The 20,920-nt window shown below is 71.6% G+C and carries 18 protein-coding genes; 14 read left to right on the top strand and 4 right to left on the bottom strand.

What is annotated here, in order from left to right; genetic code table 11:
- The first annotated feature begins 75 nt into the window (after positions 1 to 75).
- Genes OCT49_RS29805 through OCT49_RS29790 form a run of 4 tightly spaced genes read left to right on the top strand, consistent with a single transcriptional unit; the run spans position 76 to position 3,932 of the window.
- Positions 76 to 1,020 carry an ABC transporter ATP-binding protein gene (locus OCT49_RS29805; RefSeq protein ID WP_283854895.1) on the top strand — a complete coding sequence of 315 codons (945 nt, stop codon included), beginning with the start codon at positions 76 to 78 and terminating at the stop codon, positions 1,018 to 1,020.
- Complete coding sequence (locus tag OCT49_RS29800; RefSeq protein ID WP_283854894.1) at positions 1,017 to 1,985, top strand: ABC-2 membrane transporter-related protein; 969 nt, start codon at positions 1,017 to 1,019, stop codon at positions 1,983 to 1,985. Before OCT49_RS29805 ends, OCT49_RS29800 begins: the two co-directional genes overlap by 4 nt.
- A 38-nt stretch (positions 1,986 to 2,023) precedes the next feature.
- Positions 2,024 to 2,419 (top strand): GntR family transcriptional regulator, encoded by a 396-nt coding sequence (locus OCT49_RS29795; RefSeq protein ID WP_283854893.1) that lies wholly within the window; start codon positions 2,024 to 2,026, stop codon positions 2,417 to 2,419.
- 46 nt (positions 2,420 to 2,465) lie between these two features.
- Positions 2,466 to 3,932 carry a hypothetical protein gene (locus tag OCT49_RS29790; protein ID WP_283854892.1) on the top strand — a complete coding sequence of 489 codons (1,467 nt, stop codon included), beginning with the start codon at positions 2,466 to 2,468 and terminating at the stop codon, positions 3,930 to 3,932.
- Between the two features lie 110 nt (positions 3,933 to 4,042).
- Here OCT49_RS29790 and OCT49_RS29785 read toward each other — a convergent pair whose 3' ends face one another.
- Together OCT49_RS29785 and OCT49_RS29780 are read right to left on the bottom strand one after the other, a co-directional pair.
- Complete coding sequence (locus OCT49_RS29785) at positions 4,043 to 6,547, bottom strand: MFS transporter (protein WP_283854891.1); 2,505 nt, start codon at positions 6,545 to 6,547, stop codon at positions 4,043 to 4,045.
- Between the two features lie 187 nt (positions 6,548 to 6,734).
- A complete protein-coding gene (locus OCT49_RS29780) occupies positions 6,735 to 7,181 on the bottom strand; it encodes an SRPBCC family protein (protein WP_283854890.1) in 447 nt (148 codons plus the stop codon).
- Positions 7,182 to 7,429: 248 nt separating this feature from the next.
- On the opposite strand from OCT49_RS29780, the gene OCT49_RS29775 reads away from it, so the two are divergent.
- Together OCT49_RS29775 and OCT49_RS29770 are read left to right on the top strand one after the other, a co-directional pair.
- Entirely contained in the window at positions 7,430 to 9,034 is a 1,605-nt protein-coding gene (locus tag OCT49_RS29775; protein WP_283854889.1) for an alpha/beta hydrolase, read from the top strand.
- Between the two features lie 60 nt (positions 9,035 to 9,094).
- Positions 9,095 to 9,664: a GNAT family N-acetyltransferase gene (locus OCT49_RS29770; RefSeq protein ID WP_283854888.1), complete on the top strand. Its 570-nt coding sequence runs from the start codon at positions 9,095 to 9,097 to the stop codon at positions 9,662 to 9,664.
- A gap of 15 nt (positions 9,665 to 9,679) precedes the next feature.
- Here OCT49_RS29770 and OCT49_RS29765 read toward each other — a convergent pair whose 3' ends face one another.
- On the bottom strand, positions 9,680 to 10,261 hold the full coding sequence (locus tag OCT49_RS29765; RefSeq protein WP_283854887.1) for a HEAT repeat domain-containing protein: 582 nt from the start codon (positions 10,259 to 10,261) through the stop codon (positions 9,680 to 9,682).
- A 360-nt stretch (positions 10,262 to 10,621) separates the two neighbouring features.
- On the opposite strand from OCT49_RS29765, the gene OCT49_RS29760 reads away from it, so the two are divergent.
- The 8 genes from OCT49_RS29760 to OCT49_RS29725 all read left to right on the top strand — a co-directional run bounded on the left by OCT49_RS29760 (position 10,622) and on the right by OCT49_RS29725 (position 20,740).
- Positions 10,622 to 12,403, top strand: a complete 1,782-nt coding sequence (locus OCT49_RS29760; protein ID WP_283854886.1) for a 3-hydroxyacyl-CoA dehydrogenase family protein — start codon at positions 10,622 to 10,624, stop codon at positions 12,401 to 12,403.
- Between the two features lie 91 nt (positions 12,404 to 12,494).
- Positions 12,495 to 13,310: a TetR family transcriptional regulator gene (locus tag OCT49_RS29755; protein ID WP_283854885.1), complete on the top strand. Its 816-nt coding sequence runs from the start codon at positions 12,495 to 12,497 to the stop codon at positions 13,308 to 13,310.
- 103 nt (positions 13,311 to 13,413) lie between these two features.
- The gene (locus tag OCT49_RS29750) at positions 13,414 to 14,208 is read left to right on the top strand and encodes a GNAT family N-acetyltransferase (RefSeq protein WP_283854884.1); all 795 of its coding nucleotides are present in this window, start codon (positions 13,414 to 13,416) and stop codon (positions 14,206 to 14,208) included.
- 369 nt (positions 14,209 to 14,577) lie between these two features.
- Positions 14,578 to 15,975 (top strand): crotonyl-CoA carboxylase/reductase, encoded by a 1,398-nt coding sequence (gene ccrA, locus OCT49_RS29745; RefSeq protein ID WP_283854883.1) that lies wholly within the window; start codon positions 14,578 to 14,580, stop codon positions 15,973 to 15,975.
- Between the two features lies 1 nt (position 15,976).
- Positions 15,977 to 17,989: an ethylmalonyl-CoA mutase gene (locus tag OCT49_RS29740; RefSeq protein ID WP_283854882.1), complete on the top strand. Its 2,013-nt coding sequence runs from the start codon at positions 15,977 to 15,979 to the stop codon at positions 17,987 to 17,989.
- The gene (locus tag OCT49_RS29735) at positions 17,986 to 19,002 is read left to right on the top strand and encodes an HpcH/HpaI aldolase/citrate lyase family protein (protein ID WP_283854881.1); all 1,017 of its coding nucleotides are present in this window, start codon (positions 17,986 to 17,988) and stop codon (positions 19,000 to 19,002) included. The genes OCT49_RS29740 and OCT49_RS29735 overlap by 4 nt, the downstream gene beginning before the upstream one ends.
- A gap of 2 nt (positions 19,003 to 19,004) precedes the next feature.
- Positions 19,005 to 19,532: a MaoC family dehydratase gene (locus OCT49_RS29730; RefSeq protein ID WP_283854880.1), complete on the top strand. Its 528-nt coding sequence runs from the start codon at positions 19,005 to 19,007 to the stop codon at positions 19,530 to 19,532.
- Positions 19,533 to 19,534: 2 nt separating this feature from the next.
- Positions 19,535 to 20,740, top strand: a complete 1,206-nt coding sequence (locus OCT49_RS29725; protein WP_283854879.1) for an acyl-CoA dehydrogenase family protein — start codon at positions 19,535 to 19,537, stop codon at positions 20,738 to 20,740.
- Positions 20,741 to 20,775: 35 nt separating this feature from the next.
- Here the strand turns inward: OCT49_RS29725 and OCT49_RS29720 are convergent, their stop codons facing one another.
- The gene (locus OCT49_RS29720) at positions 20,776 to 20,919 is read right to left on the bottom strand and encodes a hypothetical protein (protein ID WP_283854878.1); all 144 of its coding nucleotides are present in this window, start codon (positions 20,917 to 20,919) and stop codon (positions 20,776 to 20,778) included.
- Position 20,920: the final 1 nt, after the last annotated feature.

Genomic DNA, 20,920 nt, shown 5'->3' with positions numbered 1-20,920 from the left:
CCGGTCCGCCTTGACAGATTTTCCCGCCCCAGACCATGATTCCATTAATTGACTAATGGAATTGAGGTGAAGCGCATGGCAGACGCATTCACTCCGGCCCCCACGTCCGGCGCGTGGGCGCTGGAGGTCCGCAGCCTGGGTAAGCGCTACCGGCGCGGCTGGGCGCTGCGGGACTGCTCGTTCCGGCTGCCGGCCGGACGGATCTGCGGTCTCGTCGGCCCCAACGGGGCGGGCAAGAGCACCCTGTTGAAGCTCGCGACCCGGCAGATCCAGCCGTCGGAGGGACAGATCCGGGTCTGCGGCGTGTCCGTGGACGATCCCGCGGTGCTGCCGCGGTTCGCCTTCCTCGGACAGGACAAGCCGTTGTTCAAGCGGTTCACCGTGGCGGAGACGCTGCGCATGGGCAGCGAACTGAACCCCGGCTGGGACGCGGCCGCGGCGGAGCGGATCGTACGGTCCGGCCAGGTGCCGATGGACGCCCGCGTCGGCTCCCTCTCCGGCGGCCAGCGCACCCGCGTCGCCTTCGCGCTCGCCTTCGGCAAGCGGCCCGACCTGCTGCTGCTCGACGAGCCGATGTCGGACCTCGACCCGCTGGCCCGCCACGACATGAGCACCCTGCTGATGTCGGAGGCCGTCGAGCGCGGCACCACCGTGCTGATGTCCTCCCACATGCTGTCCGAGCTGGAGGACATGTGCGACTACCTGCTCGTCCTCGCCGGCGGCCGGATCCGGATGGCGGGTGACGCGGACGCCCTCGTCCCGGCCCACGCGCTGGTGACGGGGCTCGCGACGGACGGGGACCCGGCCGCCCTGCTGGCCCCGCACACGGTGATCGAGTCCCGGGTCCAGGGCAGGCAGTTCCACGCGCTGGTGCGGCCGAACGGGCCGCTGCCGGGCGACTGGGTGGTCGCCGAACCCAGCCTGGAGGAAGTACTGCTGGCACACCTCCGCTCGCCGGACGTGCCCGCGCTGTTCACCCCCGGCGCCCGCGTCGAGGACGAAGGGATCCACGCCGCATGAGCACCACCACGACCGACACCCCCCGCACCGGACGGGCCCCCCGGCCCCGTCTGCTGCACGGACTGAACTGGCTCGTCGCACGGCAGCACCGGGCCACGCTGCTCAGCCTGCTCGGCGCGACGGTCCTCGGCTCGATCTGGCTCGTCTACGAACGCAGCCGGATGAAGGAGATCCTGGAGGCCGCGGGCTCGGGGAAGGAGCTGCCGGCCTTCGACTCCAACGACGTGGGCCTGATCATCAGCGCGCTGGGGGCACTGCCGCTGCTGCTCGCCGTCTTCGTCGGCGCCCCGCTGATCGCGGGGGACCAGGAGCACGGCACCGCGCAGCTGGTCACCACCCAGTCCGTGACGCGCCTGCGCTGGGTGACCGCGAAGATCGCCTGGGCCTACGGCGCGGCGCTCGCGACCGGCGTGGTGCTGTCCGCGGTCTTCACCTGGTGGTGGAAGCCCGACCGCTCGATGTTCATGTACGACTGGTCGAGCGGGTCGATCTTCGACAACACCGGTCCGGTGCTCCCCGCGCTCTGCCTCTTCCTGACCGCCGTCGGCATCACCATCGGTGCGCTGGTGCGCCGGCTCCTCCCGGCCATGGCGACCACGCTGGTCCTCTCCTGGTTCATCGGGGTGTTCTGGGACGAGAGGGTGATCGCCAACCTCGCCCCGACGCGTACGCTCGTCTACCCGCTGAACGCGGAGATGCCCGCACAGCTGGACGAGGCACGGGAGGTGGACCGCTGGATCGGCTCCGCCGACGGGCAGCTCTACGGGTGGGGCCTGTGCGCCGAACCCACCGAGAAGGCGAGCGACGCCTGCATCGAGAAGCACGGCATCGTCAACAATGTCTACGAGTACCTCGGGTACGACCAGATGCCGGCCATGCAGTGGACCGGGGCGGGCATCCTGCTCGCGGGAACCGTCGTACTCACCGCGTTCGTCCTGTGGCGGGTGTCCCGTCGCCCGCTCTAGGGCGTGTTCCGGCAGTCGAACAGGAGGTGAGGAAGGCGATGGTCGTGTTCCGCATCGACAGACGCAGCGGGGTGGCGACGTACCTCCAGATCGTGCGTCAGGTCGAACAGGCGCTGCGCATGGGCGCGTTGGAGGAGGGTGACCGGTTGCCGACGGCCGCGCAGGTCGCGGCGGAGACCAAGGTCAATCCCAACACGACCCTCAAGGCGTACCGCGAACTGGAGCGCGCGGGGCTGGCCGAGGTCCGGCAGGGGGCGGGCACCTTCATCACCCGCACCCTCGTGCCGGCCCAGGACGGCCCCACCGCCCCCCTGCGCGCCTCGCTCGTCGAGTGGCTGACCGAGGCCCGGGCCCAGGGCCTCAGCGGCCAGGAGGTCGACGCCCTCTTCCGGTCGGCCTGCGCGACCGTGTATCCGGCGGAGACGGACCTCTGACGGGACGGGGACGGCGTCCGGCGGCGCCGCGTTAGGGTTCGGCCCCATGACCGACCCCGTCCTGGAACTGCTGCGCAGCCGCCCCGACCTGGCCGAACTGGCCGCATTCCCCTTCAACTTCGACCTGGAGCGGGCCCGCCACGTCGAGGAGGTGCATCTGGCGTCCGGTGCCTCGCTGGAGCCGATCGCCGGTGACGACACCGGTGGCACGTACTTCCTGAGCGGGGGAACGGCCGTGCTCCACGCGTCCTCCGAGGGGTACGCCTCGCTGCTCGCCGACAGTGTCGGCGACGCGCTCCAGTTCCTCGTCCGGCTGCCCTGGTGGTGCGAGGACCTCTCCGCCGGAATGGACGAGGAGGCTCTGCTCGCCGCGGTGCGCCGGGCGGACGAGGAGGCCCGGGAGGAGTTCGCCCCCGAACTCGACGAGCAGCGTGCGGCGCTGATCGGCGGTCTGGGGCTGCCGGACCGGCCACTGTCCGAGCTCTTCGCGCTGTCGGAGTCGGTCACCCGGCGCACCGAGCCGGAACATCTCCTGCTCAACTCCCACGAGCTCTGCGCCTACCGGCTGGAGAAGCCCTACCGGCAGTGCCTGCGCGACGTCGTCCTCGCCCCGGGGCGGGAGGCGCTGGAGCGGATGCGCCACGGCGATCCCGGCGTCCTGGCGGAGACGGCCGCCGACCCGGTGCTGCGGGCGGGGGTGCTGCGGGCGGCGCACCACGACCACCGCGACGGGGACCTGCCGCTGCTGCGGGCCCTGCTGGAGCAGGAGGACTCCGCCCGGACCGGGGGGCACGAGGAGCGGTGGCGGGCCGCGGCGCTGGTGGCGGCGCACGGGCGGGACGAGGACGTTCCGCTGCTGCGGTCGGCCACGGACGGGCAGGTCACCGACGGCGCCGGGGCCGTCGAGTGGGCCCGCGCCGCGGAGTCGGGCCGGGGCGGCCCCGGCGCGGCCCCGGAGGACGAGTTCACCTGGATCGAACTCGCCCACCGCCAGGGCCGCGTCGAGCACGCCCGGGTCGCGCTCATCCGCCTCCTGGACGACACCGGCCCGGACCCGGACCGGCTCCGGAAACTGAGCCGGGCGCTGGAGCGGATCGGCGACCACGCGCAGGCGGCCCGCGCCCAGGTCAACCTCCTCTCCCTCCAGGACACGGGGTGGGACCGGGCCTCGGAGGCGTACGTCCTGGCCCGTCTGGAGCGCCTCGGGGGCGACCTCGCGGCGGCGGGCCGGGCACTGGGGCGGGCGAGGGCGGCAGTCGGCTTCGACGGCGCCGCGCCCGACGGGACCGTCGAGGGGTGGCACCGCCGGGGGCTCGGCCGGCTGATCACGGAGCAGCACCTGGAGCTGACGCTCGCGGCCGTCGAGGCGGGCGACACGGAACTCGCGCGTACGACGGCGGCGCACTCCCGGCTCCTGCTGGACACCATCGCCAAGGGGTCGGCGAAGCAGCTCGGCGAGCTGTCCACCCGGGCGAAACGGGCGGTGGCGGCCCTGCGGCCGCACGACGGCTGACGGCACCGCGCCGCCCACGCGGGGGCCTACGGCGCGGCTCCTGCGGGGCGGCTGACGCCGCGGGGCCGGCCGGTGGTCGCACCGGCCGGCCCCGCGGTCGTTGTGTGCCCTCAGTCCTCGTGCCCGAGCTGGAGGTCCCGTTCGGTGCGTCCGCCGCCCGCCACCTGGAGGACGGTGGCCACCGGCGGGTATCCGGCGGCGATCACGGTGTACTCGCCGGTGGACAGGTCCACGAACCGGAACGCCCCGTCGGGTCCGGTGGTGAGGGTGTCGACCACGTTGCCCGCCGCGTCCAGGAGCGTGACCCGGGCGTCCTCGACGGGCCGGCCGCCGCTCGCCCGCACGGTGCCGCGGAGCACCGCGCCGCCGGCGAGCTCGATGTCCTGCCGGGTCTCCCGGGCCGCCTGCACGCTCACCGGCAGCGCGGCGGGCCGGAAGGCGGGGGCGCTGGCGGCGAGGGTGTACTCGCCGGCCACCAGCTCCGTGATGACGTAGCCGCCCTCGCGTCCGCTGCGGGTGGAGGCGACCACCTCGCCGCGCACGTCGGTGAGGGTGACGGCGGCGTCGCGCACCGGGATACCGTCGGCGGTGAGGACGGCCCCGGCGAGGCGCCCCGCCCCGCCGAGCACCACGTCGAGTTCCACGGGCCGTTCGCCCGCGGTGACGCTGACGGCCTGCGGCTGGTGTCCGCCGGCCGCGGCGATGAGGACGTACGAACCGGCGCCCGGCACGCTCAGCGCGTACCGCCCGTCGTCGCCGCTCGCGCCCCGGCCGACCTGCCGGCCCTGGACGTCGATGAGGGTGAGGGCGGCGCGCGGGACCTTCGTGCCGTCGGGGTGCTGGACGCTGCCGCACACCGGCACGCCCGACAGGTACACGGGCGGCGCGGCGGTGGCCCGGGCGGCCGGGACGGTCACGGTCACGGACCCGATGGCGGCCCGGGGGTCGGTCTCGGCGGTGGTCTCGACGGCGCTTTCGGGGCTGTGGTGGGACACCAGCGGTTTCTCCTTGAGGAAGAAGGCGAGGAAGAGGCCGAGTGCGAGCACCGGCACGAGGTAGAGGAAGATCCGTGGCATCGCGTCGGCGTACGCCTGGATGTAGCCGTCCCGCAACGCGGGTTCCATCGAGTGGACCAGCTGCGGGGTGATCGACGCGGGGTCGGGCAGGTCGGCGCCGGCCGGCAGCCGCACGGCGAGCGCGTCCGCGAGCCGGCCCGCGAAGAGCGTCCCGAAGACGGCGGCGCCGACGCTTCCGCCGATCTGCCGGAAGTAGTTGTTGGCGCTGGTCGCGGTGCCGAGGTCGGCGGGTGCGACGGAGTTCTGCACGGCGAGCACGAGTACCGGCATGACCAGCCCGATCCCGAGGCCGAGCACGGCCTGCGCGATGCTGTACTCGAGGCGCGGGGTGTCGGTCTCCAGCCGGGACAGCAGCCACATCCCGACCGTCGAGACCGCGCCGCCGACGATCGGGTGGGCGCGGTAGCGGCCGGTGCGCGAGATCATCTGGCCGGAGACCACGGACGCGACGACCATCCCGCCCATCATCGGGAGCATCAGCAGTCCGGACTCGGTGGCCGTGGCCCCGTCGACCATCTGCAGGAAGGTCGGCAGATAGCTGGCGGCACCGAACAGCGCGACCCCGACGACCGCGCCGACCAGCGCGGTGACGTTGAAGATCGAGTCGCGGAACAGCCGCAGCGGGATGACCGGTTCGACGGCCCGGTGCTCGACGACCAGGAAGAGCAGGGTCGTTCCGAGGGCCCCGGCGCCGAGCCCCAGGATGACGCCCGATCCCCACGCGTACTCCGTGCCGCCCCAACTGGTCAGCAGCACCAGGCAGGTGGAGGCGGCGGCGAGCAGCAGCGAGCCGAGGACGTCGAGGCGGGGCCGGACGGCGGGCCGGGGAAGCCTCAGCACGACGGTGATGACGGCGAGGGTGACCAGCCCGAACGGGACGTTGATGTAGAAGCACCAGCGCCAGGAGGCGTGGTCGGTGAAGAAGCCGCCGAGCAGCGGGCCCGCCACGGAGGCGAGACCGAACGCCGCGCCGATGAGGCCCATGAACCGGCCGCGTTCCCGGGGCGGGACGACGTCCGCGATGATCGCCTGGACGCCGATCATCAGACCGCCGCCGCCGATGCCCTGGACGGCGCGGAAGGCGATCAGCTCGTCCATGGTGCGCGACCAGCCGGCCAGCGCGGAGCCGATGACGAAGACGACGATCGCGAACTGGAAGACACCCTTGCGGCCGAAGAGGTCGCCGAGCTTGCCGTAGAGGGGCAGTCCGATGGTGGAGGCGAGCAGGTACGCGGTGACGGCCCAGGACATCTTCTCCAGGCCGTGCAGTTCACCGACGATCTTCGGCAGCGCCGTGGCGACGATCATCTGGTCGAGCGCCGCGAGCAGCAGCGTGAGCATCAGCCCGAGGAAGACGAGCCGGATGCGGCGGGGACTGAGCTCCGGTGCGGCGGGCGGGGCGGGGGCGCTCCCCTTCCCGGTCCCGTCCCCCTCCGTCGCCGTGCGCGGCGGTGGAGGAGCGGAGGGTGGTGCGGTCGCCGGGCCGGAGGTCCCCGTACCGCCCGGTTCCTCCCCCCGCAGAGTGATCCCACCCACCACGTGCCGCTCCCCTCGTCGCGTCTGCGCCGCCCTTTTCTCGCATCGTGCGAGAAGCGAGGGCAAACGCGACGGGGGGCGGCGACGGCGCACTCGGGGGGTTTAACCCCCGGTGGGAGCCGCTACGGCGTACGACCGGCGGGGTGGGAAAACCACTCGATACGGTGAGGCCGGTCAACGCCGTACCGGGCTACTTCTTCTCCACCTCGGCGGCGAGATTCTGGAGCAGTTCGTCGTAGATCCGCGCGAGTCCCTTGGGGGCGAAGGTCCTCTCGAAGAATCCGCCGATGCCGCCGGCGCCGTTCCACACGGTCGAGACGACCGTCTTCGACTTCCCCTCGCCGGCCGGGGTGACGGTCCAGGTGGTGACCATCGAGGAGTTGCGGTCCTTCTCGACGAGCCGGCCGTCCGTGGGCTCGGTGACCTCCAGCAGGCAGTCGCGCACCCGCTTGCTGGTGGCCTGGAGCTTCCAGTGGACGAGGGTGCCCTCGCCGTCGCCGCCCTCGCGCACCTCGTACTCGCTGAACTGTCCGGGCAGCACCTTGCCCCGGACCTGCTCGTAGTCGGCCAGGGCGTCGAACACCGTCTCCGCGTCCGCCGCGATGACTCGTTCCGTGGTGGCCTCGACCTGCGCCATGCCTGTTCCTCCAACACTCGGTTGTCCGGGGGTGTGACGAGCCAACCATCTCCGGCACGCGGCTCAAAATCCGGCCCGGGGCGAAGGGGCTGCCGGCCCGGTGGGGTGCCGCTGCCCGGCTCCGTGGGGCCCGAGCGGGCAAACGGGTCAACTCTCGGCCCGAACGGTCCTTCCGGGCACGAATGCGGGGAGCATGCGGCGGGGGCTGCGCCCCGCGCAGTCGCGTTTTCCCCGTGATGGGAGGCCATATGACGAAACGTCCAGGAATTCTGCTCGCCGTCGGTGCGACCGTCGCCGGTCTGGTGACCGCGGTCCCGGCCGCGGCGACCGCCGGCACCGCCGCGCGGCCCGGCGCCGCCGGGCTCACGTGGACCGACTGCGGCACCGAGTCGTATCCGCGGCTGCAGTGCTCATCGGTCAGCACGCCGCTCGACCATGACGACCCGTCGGGCCGGCGGATCACCCTCGCCCTGTCCCGGATCCCGCACACCGCGAAGACCTTCCAGGGTCCGCTGCTCGTCAATCCGGGCGGCCCCGGGGGCAGCGGCCTGGCGATGGCCGGTTTCGTGGCGTCCTCGCTGCCGGAGCCGCTCGCCGCGCAGTACGACGTGATCGGCTTCGACCCGCGCGGCGTCGGCAGGAGCAGGCCGGCACTGGACTGCGTGCCGAAGTACTTCGATCCGGTGCGGCCGGTCTCGACGCCGGACGCGCCCGGGATCGAGCGGGCCAACCGGAACCGGGCCCGTGCCTTCGCCGAGGCGTGCGGGCGCAAGTACCCCGATCTGCTGCCGTACATGGACACCGTCAGCACGGCCAAGGACCTCGACGTGATCCGGCGGGCCCTCGGCTCCCGGCAGCTCAACTACTTCGGCTACTCGTACGGCACCTACCTCGGCGCGGTGTACGGCAAGCTGTACCCGGAGCGGGTGCGGCGCATGGCGCTCGACTCGATCGTCGACCCGGACGGTGTCTGGTACGACGACAACATCGGCCAGAACCACGCCTTCGACGCCCGCCACAAGGCGTTCGCCGCCTGGGTCGCCGAGCACGACGCCACGTACCGGCTGGGCACGGACCCGGCGGCGGTCGAGCGCGCCTGGTACGCCATGCGCGACGCCGTCCGGGCGCGGCCCGCCGGCGGGAAGGTCGGCGCGAGCGAGCTGGAGGACACCTTCCTGCCGGGCGGCTACTACAACGGGTACTGGCCCCGGCTGGCCGACGTGTTCGCCCGGTACGTGCACGACCACGACCAGGACGCGCTCATGAAGGCGTACGAGCGGTTCGGCGCGCTCGACGCGGAGGGCGACAACGGGTACTCGGTCTACTCGGCCGTGCAGTGCCGCGACGCCCGGTGGCCCCGGCCGTGGAACACCTGGCGCAACGACAGCCGACGGGTGCACGCCAAGGCCCCCTTCTTCACCTGGAACAACACCTGGTACAACGCCCCCTGCGCCGACTGGCCGGTGGAGCCGCTCGACCCGGTGCGGGTCTCCAACCGCGCCCTGCCGCCGGTGCTGCTCCTCCAGGCGACCGAGGACGCGGCGACGCCGTACGAGGGCGGGGTCACCCTGCACCGCAGGCTGCACGGTTCCGGCCTGGTCGTCGAGCAGGGCGGCGGGAACCACGGCATCACGCTGAGCGGCAACGACTGCCTCGACGAGTACCTCGTGGCCTATCTCGCCGAGGGCACCGTGCCGCGCGGCAGGGGCAGCCGGGCCGACGCGGACGCGGTCTGCGCCGCGTCCCCCGAGCCGCGCCCGCTGACCGGCGAGGCGGCGGTGAAGTCGGCGCGGCGGACGGGTTCCGGCAGCAGGGGCGCCACCCTGCACGGACTGCTCGGCCCCCGGGCCTGACCGGTCCGCGCCCCGGGCCCGGGTACGGGCCGTCCCGGCGGCTGCGCCAGGATGGCCCGTATGACGACACCGGCCACGCCCGCCCGGGAGCCCGCGACCCGCGTGCGGGACATGACCGTCGACGACTGCGAGGCGGTCTCGCACCTCCGGGTGCGCGGCTGGCGGGCCGCGTACGCGGGGCTGGTGCCGCAGTCGTACCTGGACGGCATGAACCTCGCCGTCGCCGAGGACGTGGAGCGCCGCCGCGCGGCCTTCGCCCGGGGTCTCACGACCGTGCACGTGGTGGCCGAACGGCCGGGCCCGGGGGTGATCGGCTGGGCCTGTTACGGCCCGTACCGCGAGAACGGCAGGCCGCTCGCACGGGGTGAGCTGTACGCGCTCTACGTGACGCCCGGGCTGATCGGTACCGGGGCGGGGCGGGCGCTGATGGCGGAGGTGCTCGCCCGCGCCGCCGCCGACGGCTTCCCCGACCTGGTCCTGTGGGTGCTGCGGGAGAACGCTCCGGCCCGCCGCTTCTACGAGCGCGCGGGCTTCCGGCCCGACGGCGCCGAGGAGTCCTTCGAGGCGGACGGCGTGCTCGTGCCCGAGGTGCGCTACGTACGCGCTCTCGGCAGGCCCGTCGCGCCCTGAGGCCGGCCGGTTCCCTCAGGACGCGTCCAGCAGGGCGAGCGCGTCCCTGGCGGCGGCGCCCAGCCTCGGGTGCGTGAGCGCCGCCCCCAGGAGCGGGCGGGCCCGCTCGTCCCCCAGCCGTCCGAGCCCCTCCACGCAGGCGAGCGCGACCCGCCAGTGCGGCTCGCCGGGGTGCAGCAGCCGTTCCAGGGTGCTCATCAGGGCGGGCACCGACTCCGGGGCCCGCAGGGCGGTGAGCAGCCGCACCGGGTGCAGGGCGTACGCGGTGCGCAGGGTGTTGGTCGCGAGGGCGGCGGCAGCCCGGGGGGTGCGGGGGTCGCCGAGGAGCACCAGGGCGTGGGCGGCGGACACGCAGCGTTCGGGATCGCGGTGGTTGAGCAGCAGGACCAGCGCCTCGAAGGCCCGCCGGTCGCCGCCGCAGCCGAGCCGGAACGCGGCGATCTCGCGGGCCCAGAGCGGGCGTTCGCGCTCCACCAGGACGCGGGCCAGTTCTTCCTCGTCGTCGGTGGCGAGGAGGGCGCGGCAGGCCGCCGACTCCCCCGCCGCGCCCGCCTCGTCCGCAAGCCGGTCCGCCAGTGACCGGAACTCCTCGTCCATGACTCTCAGCGTATCGGCGGGGACCGTGCGTATCGAGATCCGGGACGGATATGACGTGGCCCACAGCAGGAGGGGGCTGGCGCGCTCGTTACCCGGGAGTTAATCTCATGTGAGCGGGACACACTCCCCGCCTGCTCCGGTGGCCTGGTGACGCAGCCACCCGGAGTGCTTGTCGGTTCGGCAGCTTTGCGAGACGTGACTCCGGGACAGAGTCCGTCGCCCCTTCCGGGTCCGGGTACGCCCACGGCGCCCCGGCCCGAGCACCACGACACGCAGTCTCCGCACGTGCCGCGCCCGTTCTCCTCCGCCGCGCGTGCCGTGCCCTCCTCTCAGTCGTCACTCATTCTCTGGAGTCCCGTGATGGACACCCCGCTCAGCACCATTGCCGTCGTCGGTCTCGGCACCATGGGCACCGGCATCGCCGAGGTCCTGGCCCGCGCCGGCCACGAGGTCATCGGCATCGACATCAGCGACGAGGCCGCCGTCCGCGCCGTCGCCGCCCTGGAGTCCTCGACCGCCCGCGCCGTGGGGCGCGGCCGGATCACCGAGGAGGAACGGGGCGACGTGCTCGCCCGGTTCCGCACCTTCGACGACCTGCGGGCCGCCGCGGAGGCGGAGCTGGTCATCGAGGTCGTGCCCGAGTCGTACGAGATCAAGCAGCAGGTCTTCCGGGAGCTCGACGGGATCGTCTCCCCCACCACGATCCTGGCGACCGGCACCAACGCCCTGTCGGTGACCCGGCTGGCCGCCGAGTCGCTGCGCCCCGAGCGCGTGCTCGGCCTGCACTTCTTCAACCCGGCGCCCGCGATGAAGCTGGTCGAGGTGGTCTCCTCGGTGCTGACGGCGCCGCCGGCCGTCGAGGCGGTCACCGCGCTCGCCCGCAGCCTGGGCAAGGAGCCGGTGGCGGTCGGCGACCGGCCGGGCTTCGTCGCCGACGGGCTGCTGTTCGGCTACCTCAACCAGGCCGCCGCGATGTACGAGGCCAACTACGCCTCCCGCGAGGACATCGACGCGGCGATGCGGCTCGGCTGCGGCCTGCCGATGGGCCCGCTCGCCCTGCTCGACCTGATCGGGATCGACACCGCCCGCACCGTCCTGGAGGCGATGTACGCCGAGTCGCGCGACCGCTTGCACGCCCCGGCGCCGGTGCTCAGGCAGCTGAGCGACGCGGGGCTGACCGGCCGCAAGGCGGGGCGCGGCTTCTACACGTACGAGTCGCCCGGCGGCCAGAGCGTGGTGCCGGACGCGCTGACCCCGCGGGAGGGCACCGCCGCGGCGGCCGGGCGCGCGGTGCGTTCGGTGGGGGTCGCCGGCTCCGGGACGATGGCCTCGGGGATCGCCGAGGTGTTCGCGAAGGCCGGTTACGACGTGGTCCTGGCCGCGCGCGGCCAGGAGAAGGCGGACGCGGCGAAGGCCCGGATCGCCAAGTCGCTGGAGCGTTCCGTCGCCAAGGGGCGGCTGACGGAGGGGGCGCGGGACGAGGCGCTCGGCCGGATCACCGCGGCCGGGTCGCTGGACGCCTTCGCCGACGTCGACCTCGCGGTGGAGGCCGTCGCCGAGGACCTGGCGGTCAAGCAGCAGCTGTTCGGGACCATGGACAAGGTGTGCCGGCCGGGGGCGGTCCTGGCCACCACCACCTCGTCGCTGCCGGTGGTGGCCATCGCCCGGGCCACCTCGCGGCCGCAGGACGTGATCGGGATGCACTTCTTCAACCCGGCGCCCGCGATGAAGCTGGTCGAGGTGGTCCGTACGGTGCTCACCGCCGACGACGTCCACGCCACCGTCCGCGAGGTCTGCGGCAAGATCCGCAAGCACCCGGTGGACTGCGGCGACCGGGCCGGTTTCATCGTCAACGCGCTGCTGTTCCCGTACCTCAACAACGCGATCAAGATGGTCGAGGAGCACTACGCGAGCCTCGACGACATCGACGCCGCGATGAAGCTGGGCGGCGGCTACCCGATGGGCCCGTTCGAACTGCTGGACGTGGTCGGCCTCGATGTCTCGCTGGCCATCGAGAAGGTGCTGCACAAAGAGTTCCGCGACCCGGGCCTGGCCCCGGCACCGCTGCTCGAACACCTGGTGGCCGCCGGCTGCCTCGGCCGCAAGACGGGGCGCGGCTTCCGCGAACATGCCCGGCGCTGAGCGGGGATCCGGGTGGGGAGGGCTGCTCGATCCCTCGGGCGGTCCTCCCCCGCGGGCGCACTCCCCCGGCCCGATGCAGTACGTTCACACCATGTCCCAGCCCGCCAGGTCCCCCCGTGCCTCCGCCGCGCCCGACGCCCAGGAAAGTGCCGCAGGCACCCGCGCCGCCGCCCAACGGCTCAAAATGCGGCGTGAATTGGCCGCTGCGGCCATGGAACTCTTCGCCACGAAGGGCTACGAGGCGACGACGGTCGACGAGATCGCGGGCGCCGCGGGGGTCGCCCGGCGCACCTTCTTCCGGCACTTCCGCTCCAAGGAAGAGGCGATCTTCCCGGACCACGACGACACCCTCGTCAGGGCCGAGGCCGTCCTCAACGCCGCACCGCCGCACGAGCACCCCCTCGACACCGTCTGCCGCGGCATCAAGGAAGTCATGAAGATGTACGCGGCGAAGCCCGCGGTCTCCGTGGCCCGCTACAAGCTGACCCGCGAGGTCCCCACCCTGCGCGAGGCCGAGATCGCCTCGGTGGCCCGCTACGAGCGGCTCTTCACGCGTTATCTGCTGGGCCATTTCGACGAGCGCGACCACCAGGTCGGCAACGACGACCCGTTGCTGGCGGAGGTCGCGGCGTCCGCCGTGGTCACCGCCCACAACCACGTGCTGCGCCGCTGGCTGCGGGCGGGCGGCGAGGGCGACGTGGAGGCCCAGCTCGACCACGCCTTCGCGATCGTCCGCGACACCTTCGGCACCGGCATCGGCGCGGGCCGGATCGCCGGCACCGAACCGGCGAAGCAGCCGGCCGCCTCGGTGACGTCCCACGACGAGGTGCTGGTCGCGGTGGCCCGCACCGACGCACCGCTGGACGAAGTGATGCGCACCATCCAGCAGGCGCTCCGGGAGCGCTGAGGTCCTGCGGACGGGGCGCGCCCGGTTCCGAGGCACGCCCCGTCCGTCGTCACCGCGCCGAAACCCCGTTGCCGCGCCCCCCTGCCGGTGCTGGGGTGGGCGGATGACTCATGAGCGCGGGACACTGCTGGCCCTGTTCGACCGGGAGATGCGCGAGCACGCCCGCCCCGACGGCCCCGGCGTGGAGGTGGAGCGCACCGGCGACGTCGTGCGACAGATCGGCGGCGCCGAGGACTGGAACGGGATCGTCTGGTCGTCCCCGGGCCTGGACCCCGCCCGGACGGACGAGGTGATCGCGGCCCAGGTGGCACGCTACGCGGCGCTCGGCCGGGACGAGTTCGAGTGGAAGCTGTACGCGCACGACCGGCCGGCCGATCTGGGCCGGCGCCTCCTGGCGGCCGGCTTCGAGGCGGAGGAGCCGGAGACCCTGCTGGTCGCCCCGGTGGCGGAGCTGTCGACGGCGGTGGAGCCGCCCGAGGGCGTCCGGTTGCGCACCGTGCGTGACGCGGACGACGCGGAGCTGCTGGTCCGCACCCATGAGCGGGCCTTCGGGCAGGAGCTGCCGCACCTGCGCCACCAGGTGCTGAGCCGGCTCGAACGGGATCCGGAGCACTTCGTCGGGGTGCTCGCCATGGCGGGCGGCGAAGCGGTGAGCTCGGCCCGGATGGAGCTGTATCCGGGGACGGGCTTCGCGGGGCTCTGGGGCGGTGGCACGGTCGGGGAATGGCGCGGGCGGGGCGTCTACCGGGCCCTGGTGGCCCTCCGGGCCCGGATCGCGGCGGAGCGGGGGTACGAGCACCTCCAGGTCGACGCCTCCGGGATGAGTGCCCCGATTCTCCGGCGGCTCGGATTCGTGGCCCTGAGCACCACGACGCCCTACGTGTACCGGTCGCGCTGATCGATCATTCGAGGTCCTTTACGGGGCATACCTCGGCGAAACACCCCGCACGACGCTCATCGGTGCCCAGCGGGTGACAAGTGAGAGAAATTGTTGGCACGCAGTGCCTTGCCAGGTGTCACGGAGTGCCATACGTTGAAGGTGTCCGGGCGGCCGGCGTGCTGGGATCTCACGCACGTCGGCTGTCCCCGCAAGCGATGTGCCTGCGCGCCCGGACGCCTGCGTCACAGGCGAACCCTTCCGCTCCACAGAGCACGCCGAAGCTTTGACAGCCGAACCGACGGCACCACCTCCACACCACACTGCTCGCCCTTGCTCGCAGGGACTGCTCACGCGTTCCCGAGCGCCCCCATCCGCCGGAGGCACACCGTGAAGGAAATCCTGGACGCGATCCAGTCGCAGACGGAATCGGGAAGCGGCTCCGCCGCGGTCACCACCGCGGACTTCGCGGCCCTGCCCGTCCCCGAGTCGTACCGCGCGGTGACCGTGCACAAGGACGAGACCGAGATGTTCCACGGACTCGCCACCCGCGACAAGGACCCCCGCAAGTCCTTGCACATCGACGAGGTCCCGGTGCCGGAGCTCGGGCCCGGCGAGGCCCTGGTCGCCGTCATGGCGAGCTCGGTGAACTACAACACCGTGTGGACCTCGATCTTCGAGCCGATGCCGACCTTCGGCTTCCTGGAGCGGTACGGGAAGCTCAGCGACCTGGCCCGGCGCCACGACCTGCCGTACCACGTCATCGGCTCCGACCTGGCGGGCGTCGTCCTGCGCACCGGGTCCGGCGTCAACGCCTGGAGCCCCGGGGACGAGGTCGTCGCGCACTGCCTGTCGGTGGAGCTGGAGTCCTCCGACGGCCACAACGACACGATGCTGGACCCCGAGCAGCGCATCTGGGGCTTCGAGACCAACTTCGGCGGCCTGGCCGAGCTCGCGCTGGTGAAGTCGAACCAGCTGATGCCCAAGCCGCGGCACCTGAGCTGGGAGGAGGCGGCGGCCCCGGGCCTGGTGAACTCGACCGCCTACCGCCAGCTCGTCTCGCGCAACGGGGCCGGCATGAAGCAGGGCGACAACGTGCTGATCTGGGGCGCCAGCGGCGGACTCGGCTCGTACGCGACCCAGTTCGCCCTGGCCGGCGGCGCCAACCCGGTCTGCGTGGTCTCCTCGCCGCAGAAGGCGGAGATCTGCCGGCGGATGGGCGCCGGGGCGATCATCGACCGCAGCGCCGAGGACTACAAGTTCTGGAAGGACGAGCACACCCAGGACCCGCGCGAGTGGAAGCGCTTCGGCAAGCGCATCCGCGAGCTGACCGGCGGCGAGGACGTGGACATCGTCTTCGAGCACCCCGGCCGCGAGACCTTCGGCGCCTCCGTCTACGTCACCCGCAAGGGCGGCACCATCGTCACCTGCGCCTCCACCTCCGGCTACCACCACGAGTACGACAACCGCTACCTGTGGATGTCGCTGAAGAGGATCGTCGGCTCGCACTTCGCCAACTACCGCGAGGCCTGGGAGGCCAACCGCCTGGTCGCCAAGGGAAAGATCCACCCCACCCTCTCCAAGGTCTACTCCCTGGAGGAGACCGGCCAGGCCGCCTACGACGTCCACCGCAACCTCCACCAGGGCAAGGTCGGCGTGCTGGCCCTGGCCCCCCGCGAGGGACTCGGCGTCCGGGACCGGGAGATGCGCGAGAAGCACCTCGACGCCATCAACCTGTTCCGTGACGCGGTGGCGGAGCGGACCGACGAGCACGGCAGGAACGCCTGACATGAGCGGCCGTCAGAAGGACCGCCCGTGGCTCATGCGGACGTACGCCGGTCACTCGACCGCCGAGGCGTCCAACGAGCTCTACCGGCGCAACCTCGCCAAGGGCCAGACCGGCCTGTCGGTCGCCTTCGACCTGCCGACCCAGACCGGCTACGACCCCGACCACGTCCTCGCCCGCGGCGAGGTCGGCCGGGTCGGCGTGCCGGTGTCGCACCTCGGTGACATGCGCCGGCTGTTCCAGGACATCCCGCTGGAGCAGATGAACACCTCGATGACGATCAACGCCACCGCGATGTGGCTGCTGGCGCTCTACCAGGTGGTCGCGGAGGAGCAGGGCGCCGACATCGCCCGGCTCCAGGGGACGACGCAGAACGACATCGTCAAGGAGTACCTCTCGCGCGGGACGCACGTCTTCCCGCCGGGCCCCTCCCTGCGGCTGACCACCGACATGATCACGTACACGGTCCGGCACATCCCGAAGTGGAACCCGATCAACATCTGCAGCTACCACCTGCAGGAGGCGGGCGCCACCCCGGTCCAGGAGATCGCGTACGCCATGTCGACGGCCATCGCGGTCCTGGACGCCGTGCGCGACTCCGGCCAGGTGCCCGAGGAGAAGTTCGGCGACGTGGTCGCACGGATCTCCTTCTTCGTGAACGCGGGCGTCCGGTTCATCGAGGAGATGTGCAAGATGCGGGCCTTCGGCCGCATCTGGGACCGGATCACCAGCGACCGGTACGGCATCGCCGACCCCAAGCAGCGCCGTTTCCGCTACGGCGTCCAGGTCAACTCGCTCGGTCTGACCGAGGCGCAGCCGGAGAACAACGTCCAGCGCATCGTCCTGGAGATGCTGGCCGTCACGCTCTCCAAGGACGCCCGCGCCCGCGCCGTCCAGCTGCCCGCCTGGAACGAGGCGCTGGGGCTCCCCCGGCCCTGGGACCAGCAGTGGTCGCTGCGCATCCAGCAGGTGCTCGCGCACGAGAGCGACCTGCTGGAGTACGAGGACATCTTCGCCGGGTCGCACGTCATCGAGGCCAAGGTCGACGAGCTGGTCGCCGAGGCGCTCGCCGAGATCGACCGGATCCAGGAGATGGGCGGCGCCATGGCAGCCGTCGAGTCCGGCTATCTGAAGTCCGAGCTGGTCTCCTCGCACGCCGCCCGCCGGGCCCGGATCGAGGGCGGCGAGGAGAAGATCGTCGGCGTCAACATCCACGACACGACCGAGCCGAATCCGCTCACCGCCGACCTCGACGGGGCGATCATGACGGTCGACCCCGCCAACGAGGCCGGGGTCGTGGCGGCCCTGCACCAGTGGCGCGACAACCGGGACGAGGCCCGCGCCGGTGACGCCCTGGCCGCCCTGAAGAAGGCCGCGGCGGGCACCGGGAACCTGATGGAGGCGACCCTGGAGTGCGCCCGCGCGGGCGTCACCACCGGCGAGTGGTCCTGGGCGCTGCGCGACGTCTTCGGCGAGTTCCGGGCCCCGACGGGCGTCTCGTCCGCCCCGGTGGCGGTGACCGCCGAGGCCGGCACGCCGCTCGCCCTGGTCCGCGAGAAGGTCGCCAGGACCGCGGCCGACCTGGGTGCCGGACGGCTGCGGCTGCTGGTCGGCAAGCCGGGCCTGGACGGGCACTCCAACGGCGCCGAGCAGATCGCCGTACGGGCCCGCGACGCCGGCTTCGAAGTCGTCTACCAGGGGATCCGGCTGACTCCCGAACAGATCGTCTCGGCCGCGCTCGCCGAGGACGTGCACTGCGTCGGCCTGTCGATCCTGTCCGGCTCGCACGCCGAACTCGTGCCGGACGTGCTCACCCGGCTGCGCGAGGCGGGCGCCGCCGACATCCCGGTGATCGCGGGCGGGATCATTCCGCCCGCCGATGCCGCGGCCCTCGTCGGGGCCGGTGTCGCCGCCGTGTTCACCCCGAAGGATTTCGGTATCACGGAGATCATCGGCCGTATCGTCGACGAGATCCGGAAAGCGAACAAGCTCGACCCTCTGGAGGTCCCCGCATGACTGCCGTCACCCCCCCGCCCGTCTCCCCCCACTCCCAGGCGACGTCCCTGCGGGACGGCACCTCCCGGCTGCGTCCGCGCCGCTCGTGCCTGGCCGTGCCCGGCTCGAACCCGCGGTTCCTGGAGAAGGCCCAGGGGCTCCCCGCCGACCAGGTCTTCCTCGACCTGGAGGACGCCTGCGCGCCGCTCGCCAAGGAGGGCGCGCGGCACACCATCGTCGATGCGCTGAACAACGGGGACTGGACGGGCAAGACCCGGGTCGTGCGGGTCAACGACTGGACCACCCACTGGACCTACCGCGACGTCATCACGGTCGTCGAGGGCGCGGGCCAGAACCTCGACTGCATCATGCTGCCCAAGGTCCAGGACGCCCAGCAGGTCGTCGCCCTCGACCTGCTGCTGACCCAGATCGAGAAGACGATGGGCCTCGAGGTCGGCCGGATCGGCATCGAGGCGCAGATCGAGAACGCCAAGGGCCTGGTGAACATCGACGACATCGCCGCCGCCTCGCCCCGCCTGGAGACGCTGATCTTCGGCCCGGCCGACTTCATGGCGTCGATCAACATGAAGACCCTGGTCGTCGGCCAGCAGCCGCCCGGCTACCCGGCGGACGCCTACCACTACATCCTGATGCGCATCCTGATGGCGGCCCGTACGCACGACCTCCAGGCGATCGACGGCCCCTTCCTCCAGATCCGCGACGTGGACGCGTACCGCGAGGTCGCGGGCCGGGCGGCGGCGCTGGGCTTCGACGGCAAGTGGGTGCTGCACCCCGGTCAGGTCGAGGCGGCCAACGAGGTGTTCTCGCCCTCGCAGGAGGACTACGACCACGCCGAGCTGATCCTCGACGCGTACGAGTGGTGCACTTCGGAGAAGGGCGGCAAGAAGGGCTCGGCGATGCTCGGCGACGAGATGATCGACGAGGCCAGCCGCAAGATGGCCCTCGTCATCGCAGGCAAGGGCCGTGCCGCCGGCATGCAGCGCACCTCCAAGTTCGAAGCCCCGGAGGCCTGATCATGCAGTTCGGACGCACGTACGAGGAGTTCGAGGTCGGTGCGATCTACAAGCACTGGCCCGGGAAGACGGTCACGGAGTACGACGACCACCTCTTCTGTCTGCTGACCATGAATCATCACCCGTTGCACATGGACAGCAACTACGCGGAACGGACGACCGACTTCGGAAAGAACGTCGTCGTCGGCAACTACATCTACTCGCTGCTGCTCGGCATGTCCGTCCCGGACGTCTCCGGAAAGGCCATCGCCAATCTGGAGATCGAGTCGCTGAAGCACGTCGCGCCGACCTTCCACGGCGACACGATCTACGGCGAGACGACCGTTCTCGACAAGACGCCGTCGAGGTCGAAGAGCGACCGCGGAATCGTCCACGTGGAAACCAGGGGCTACAAGCAGGACGGCACGCTCGTCTGCGTGTTCCGCCGCAAGGTGATGGTCCCCACCGAGACGTACATCAAGGAGCGCGGCGGGGAGCAGCCCGGCCGTCCCGAGTTGAACCAGCCTTCGCAGAAGAACGTGGAGAAGTAGCCATGACGCGACTCGCCCAGACCGCCGGCCTCGACGACGTCCAGCGGGAAATCCTCTCCACGGTCCGGGATTTCGTCGACAAGGAGATCATTCCGGTCGCGACCCAGCTGGAGCACCGTGACGAGTACCCCACCGAGATCGTGGAGGGACTCAAGGAACTCGGCCTGTTCGGGCTGATGATCCCCGAGGAGTACGGCGGCCTGGGTGAGTCGCTTCTCACATACGCGCTGTGCGTGGAGGAGATCGCCCGCGGCTGGATGAGCGTCTCGGGAATCATCAACACGCACTTCATCGTGGCGTACATGCTCAAGCAGCACGGCACCCAGGAGCAGAAGGACACCTTCCTGCCGCGGATGGCGCTGGGCGAGGTCCGGGGCGCGTTCTCGATGTCCGAGCCGGCGCTGGGCTCGGACGTCTCGGCGATCACCTCCAAGGGGGTCCGGGACGGCAAGGAGTACGTCCTGAACGGCCAGAAGATGTGGCTGACGAACGGTGGCACGTCCTCGCTCGTCGCCGTCCTGTGCCGGAGTGACGAAGGACACCCCGAGGGCACGGCCCCGCACAAGTCGATGACGACGTTCCTGGTGGAGAAGGAACCCGGATTCGGCGAGGTCCGCCCCGGCCTCACCATTCCCGGCAAGATCGACAAAATGGGATACAAGGGCGTCGATACGACCGAACTCATCATGGACGGGCTGCGCATTCCGGCCAATCGGGTACTGGGCGGCACCACCGGTCGAGGGTTTTACCAAATGATGGACGGCGTAGAGGTCGGCCGGGTGAATGTGGCGGCACGTGGCTGCGGCGTCGCGCAGCGTGCGTTCGAACTCGGCGTTTCCTACGCGCAACAGCGCCAGACCTTCGGAAAGCCGATTGCCCAGCACCAGGCGATCCAGTTCAAGCTGGCCGAAATGGCCACCAAGGTCGAGGCCGCCCATGCAATGATGGTGAACGCAGCCCGCAAAAAGGACTCCGGGGAACGAAACGACCTGGAGGCAGGGATGGCGAAGTACCTCGCCTCCGAATACTGCAAGGAAGTCGTCGAGGACGCCTTCCGTATCCACGGCGGCTACGGCTTCTCAAAGGAGTACGAGATCGAGCGCCTCTACCGGGAGGCCCCGATGCTGCTCATCGGCGAAGGTACCGCCGAGATCCAGAAAATGATCATCGGGCGCCGACTCCTCGAGGAGTACCGGTTCCAGGGGTGATTGTCCCTTTCGAGGTAATTTAGCCGCGAAGAAGATCACATCCTGTCATCCTCGGTCAGTGCCTTCCAGTCGTCCGACTCGGCTGCTGGCTTGCCCAGTTGCGGCTCGCAACCGATAACATCGCCGGAAAAGCCGCCGTCCCCCGTTGCCAGCGCGGCATCATCCGCTACGAAGGTCATC

It is taken from the genome of Streptomyces sp. ML-6 (genome assembly GCF_030116705.1).
Lineage (GTDB): Bacteria > Actinomycetota > Actinomycetes > Streptomycetales > Streptomycetaceae > Streptomyces.
The sequence above is the reverse complement of the archived record's forward strand: the minus strand, read 5'-3'. Positions and strand labels throughout refer to the sequence as shown.

Bases quoted from the DNA above. Each gene is read 5' to 3' on its own strand.
- OCT49_RS29725 (WP_283854879.1), top strand. From the start codon at position 19,535: ATGACGCGACTCGCCCAGACCGCCGGCCTCGACGACGTCCAGCGGGAA.
- OCT49_RS29800 (WP_283854894.1), top strand. From the start codon at position 1,017: ATGAGCACCACCACGACCGACACCCCCCGCACCGGACGGGCCCCCCGG.
- OCT49_RS29795 (WP_283854893.1), top strand. From the start codon at position 2,024: ATGGTCGTGTTCCGCATCGACAGACGCAGCGGGGTGGCGACGTACCTC.
- OCT49_RS29790 (WP_283854892.1), top strand. From the start codon at position 2,466: ATGACCGACCCCGTCCTGGAACTGCTGCGCAGCCGCCCCGACCTGGCC.
- OCT49_RS29730 (WP_283854880.1), top strand. From the start codon at position 19,005: ATGCAGTTCGGACGCACGTACGAGGAGTTCGAGGTCGGTGCGATCTAC.
- OCT49_RS29740 (WP_283854882.1), top strand. From the start codon at position 15,977: ATGAGCGGCCGTCAGAAGGACCGCCCGTGGCTCATGCGGACGTACGCC.
- OCT49_RS29735 (WP_283854881.1), top strand. From the start codon at position 17,986: ATGACTGCCGTCACCCCCCCGCCCGTCTCCCCCCACTCCCAGGCGACG.
- OCT49_RS29750 (WP_283854884.1), top strand. From the start codon at position 13,414: ATGACTCATGAGCGCGGGACACTGCTGGCCCTGTTCGACCGGGAGATG.
- OCT49_RS29780 (WP_283854890.1), bottom strand. From the start codon at position 7,181: ATGGCGCAGGTCGAGGCCACCACGGAACGAGTCATCGCGGCGGACGCG.
- OCT49_RS29765 (WP_283854887.1), bottom strand. From the start codon at position 10,261: ATGGACGAGGAGTTCCGGTCACTGGCGGACCGGCTTGCGGACGAGGCG.
- OCT49_RS29755 (WP_283854885.1), top strand. From the start codon at position 12,495: ATGTCCCAGCCCGCCAGGTCCCCCCGTGCCTCCGCCGCGCCCGACGCC.
- OCT49_RS29770 (WP_283854888.1), top strand. From the start codon at position 9,095: ATGACGACACCGGCCACGCCCGCCCGGGAGCCCGCGACCCGCGTGCGG.
- OCT49_RS29720 (WP_283854878.1), bottom strand. From the start codon at position 20,919: ATGACCTTCGTAGCGGATGATGCCGCGCTGGCAACGGGGGACGGCGGC.
- OCT49_RS29775 (WP_283854889.1), top strand. From the start codon at position 7,430: ATGACGAAACGTCCAGGAATTCTGCTCGCCGTCGGTGCGACCGTCGCC.
- OCT49_RS29805 (WP_283854895.1), top strand. From the start codon at position 76: ATGGCAGACGCATTCACTCCGGCCCCCACGTCCGGCGCGTGGGCGCTG.
- OCT49_RS29760 (WP_283854886.1), top strand. From the start codon at position 10,622: ATGGACACCCCGCTCAGCACCATTGCCGTCGTCGGTCTCGGCACCATG.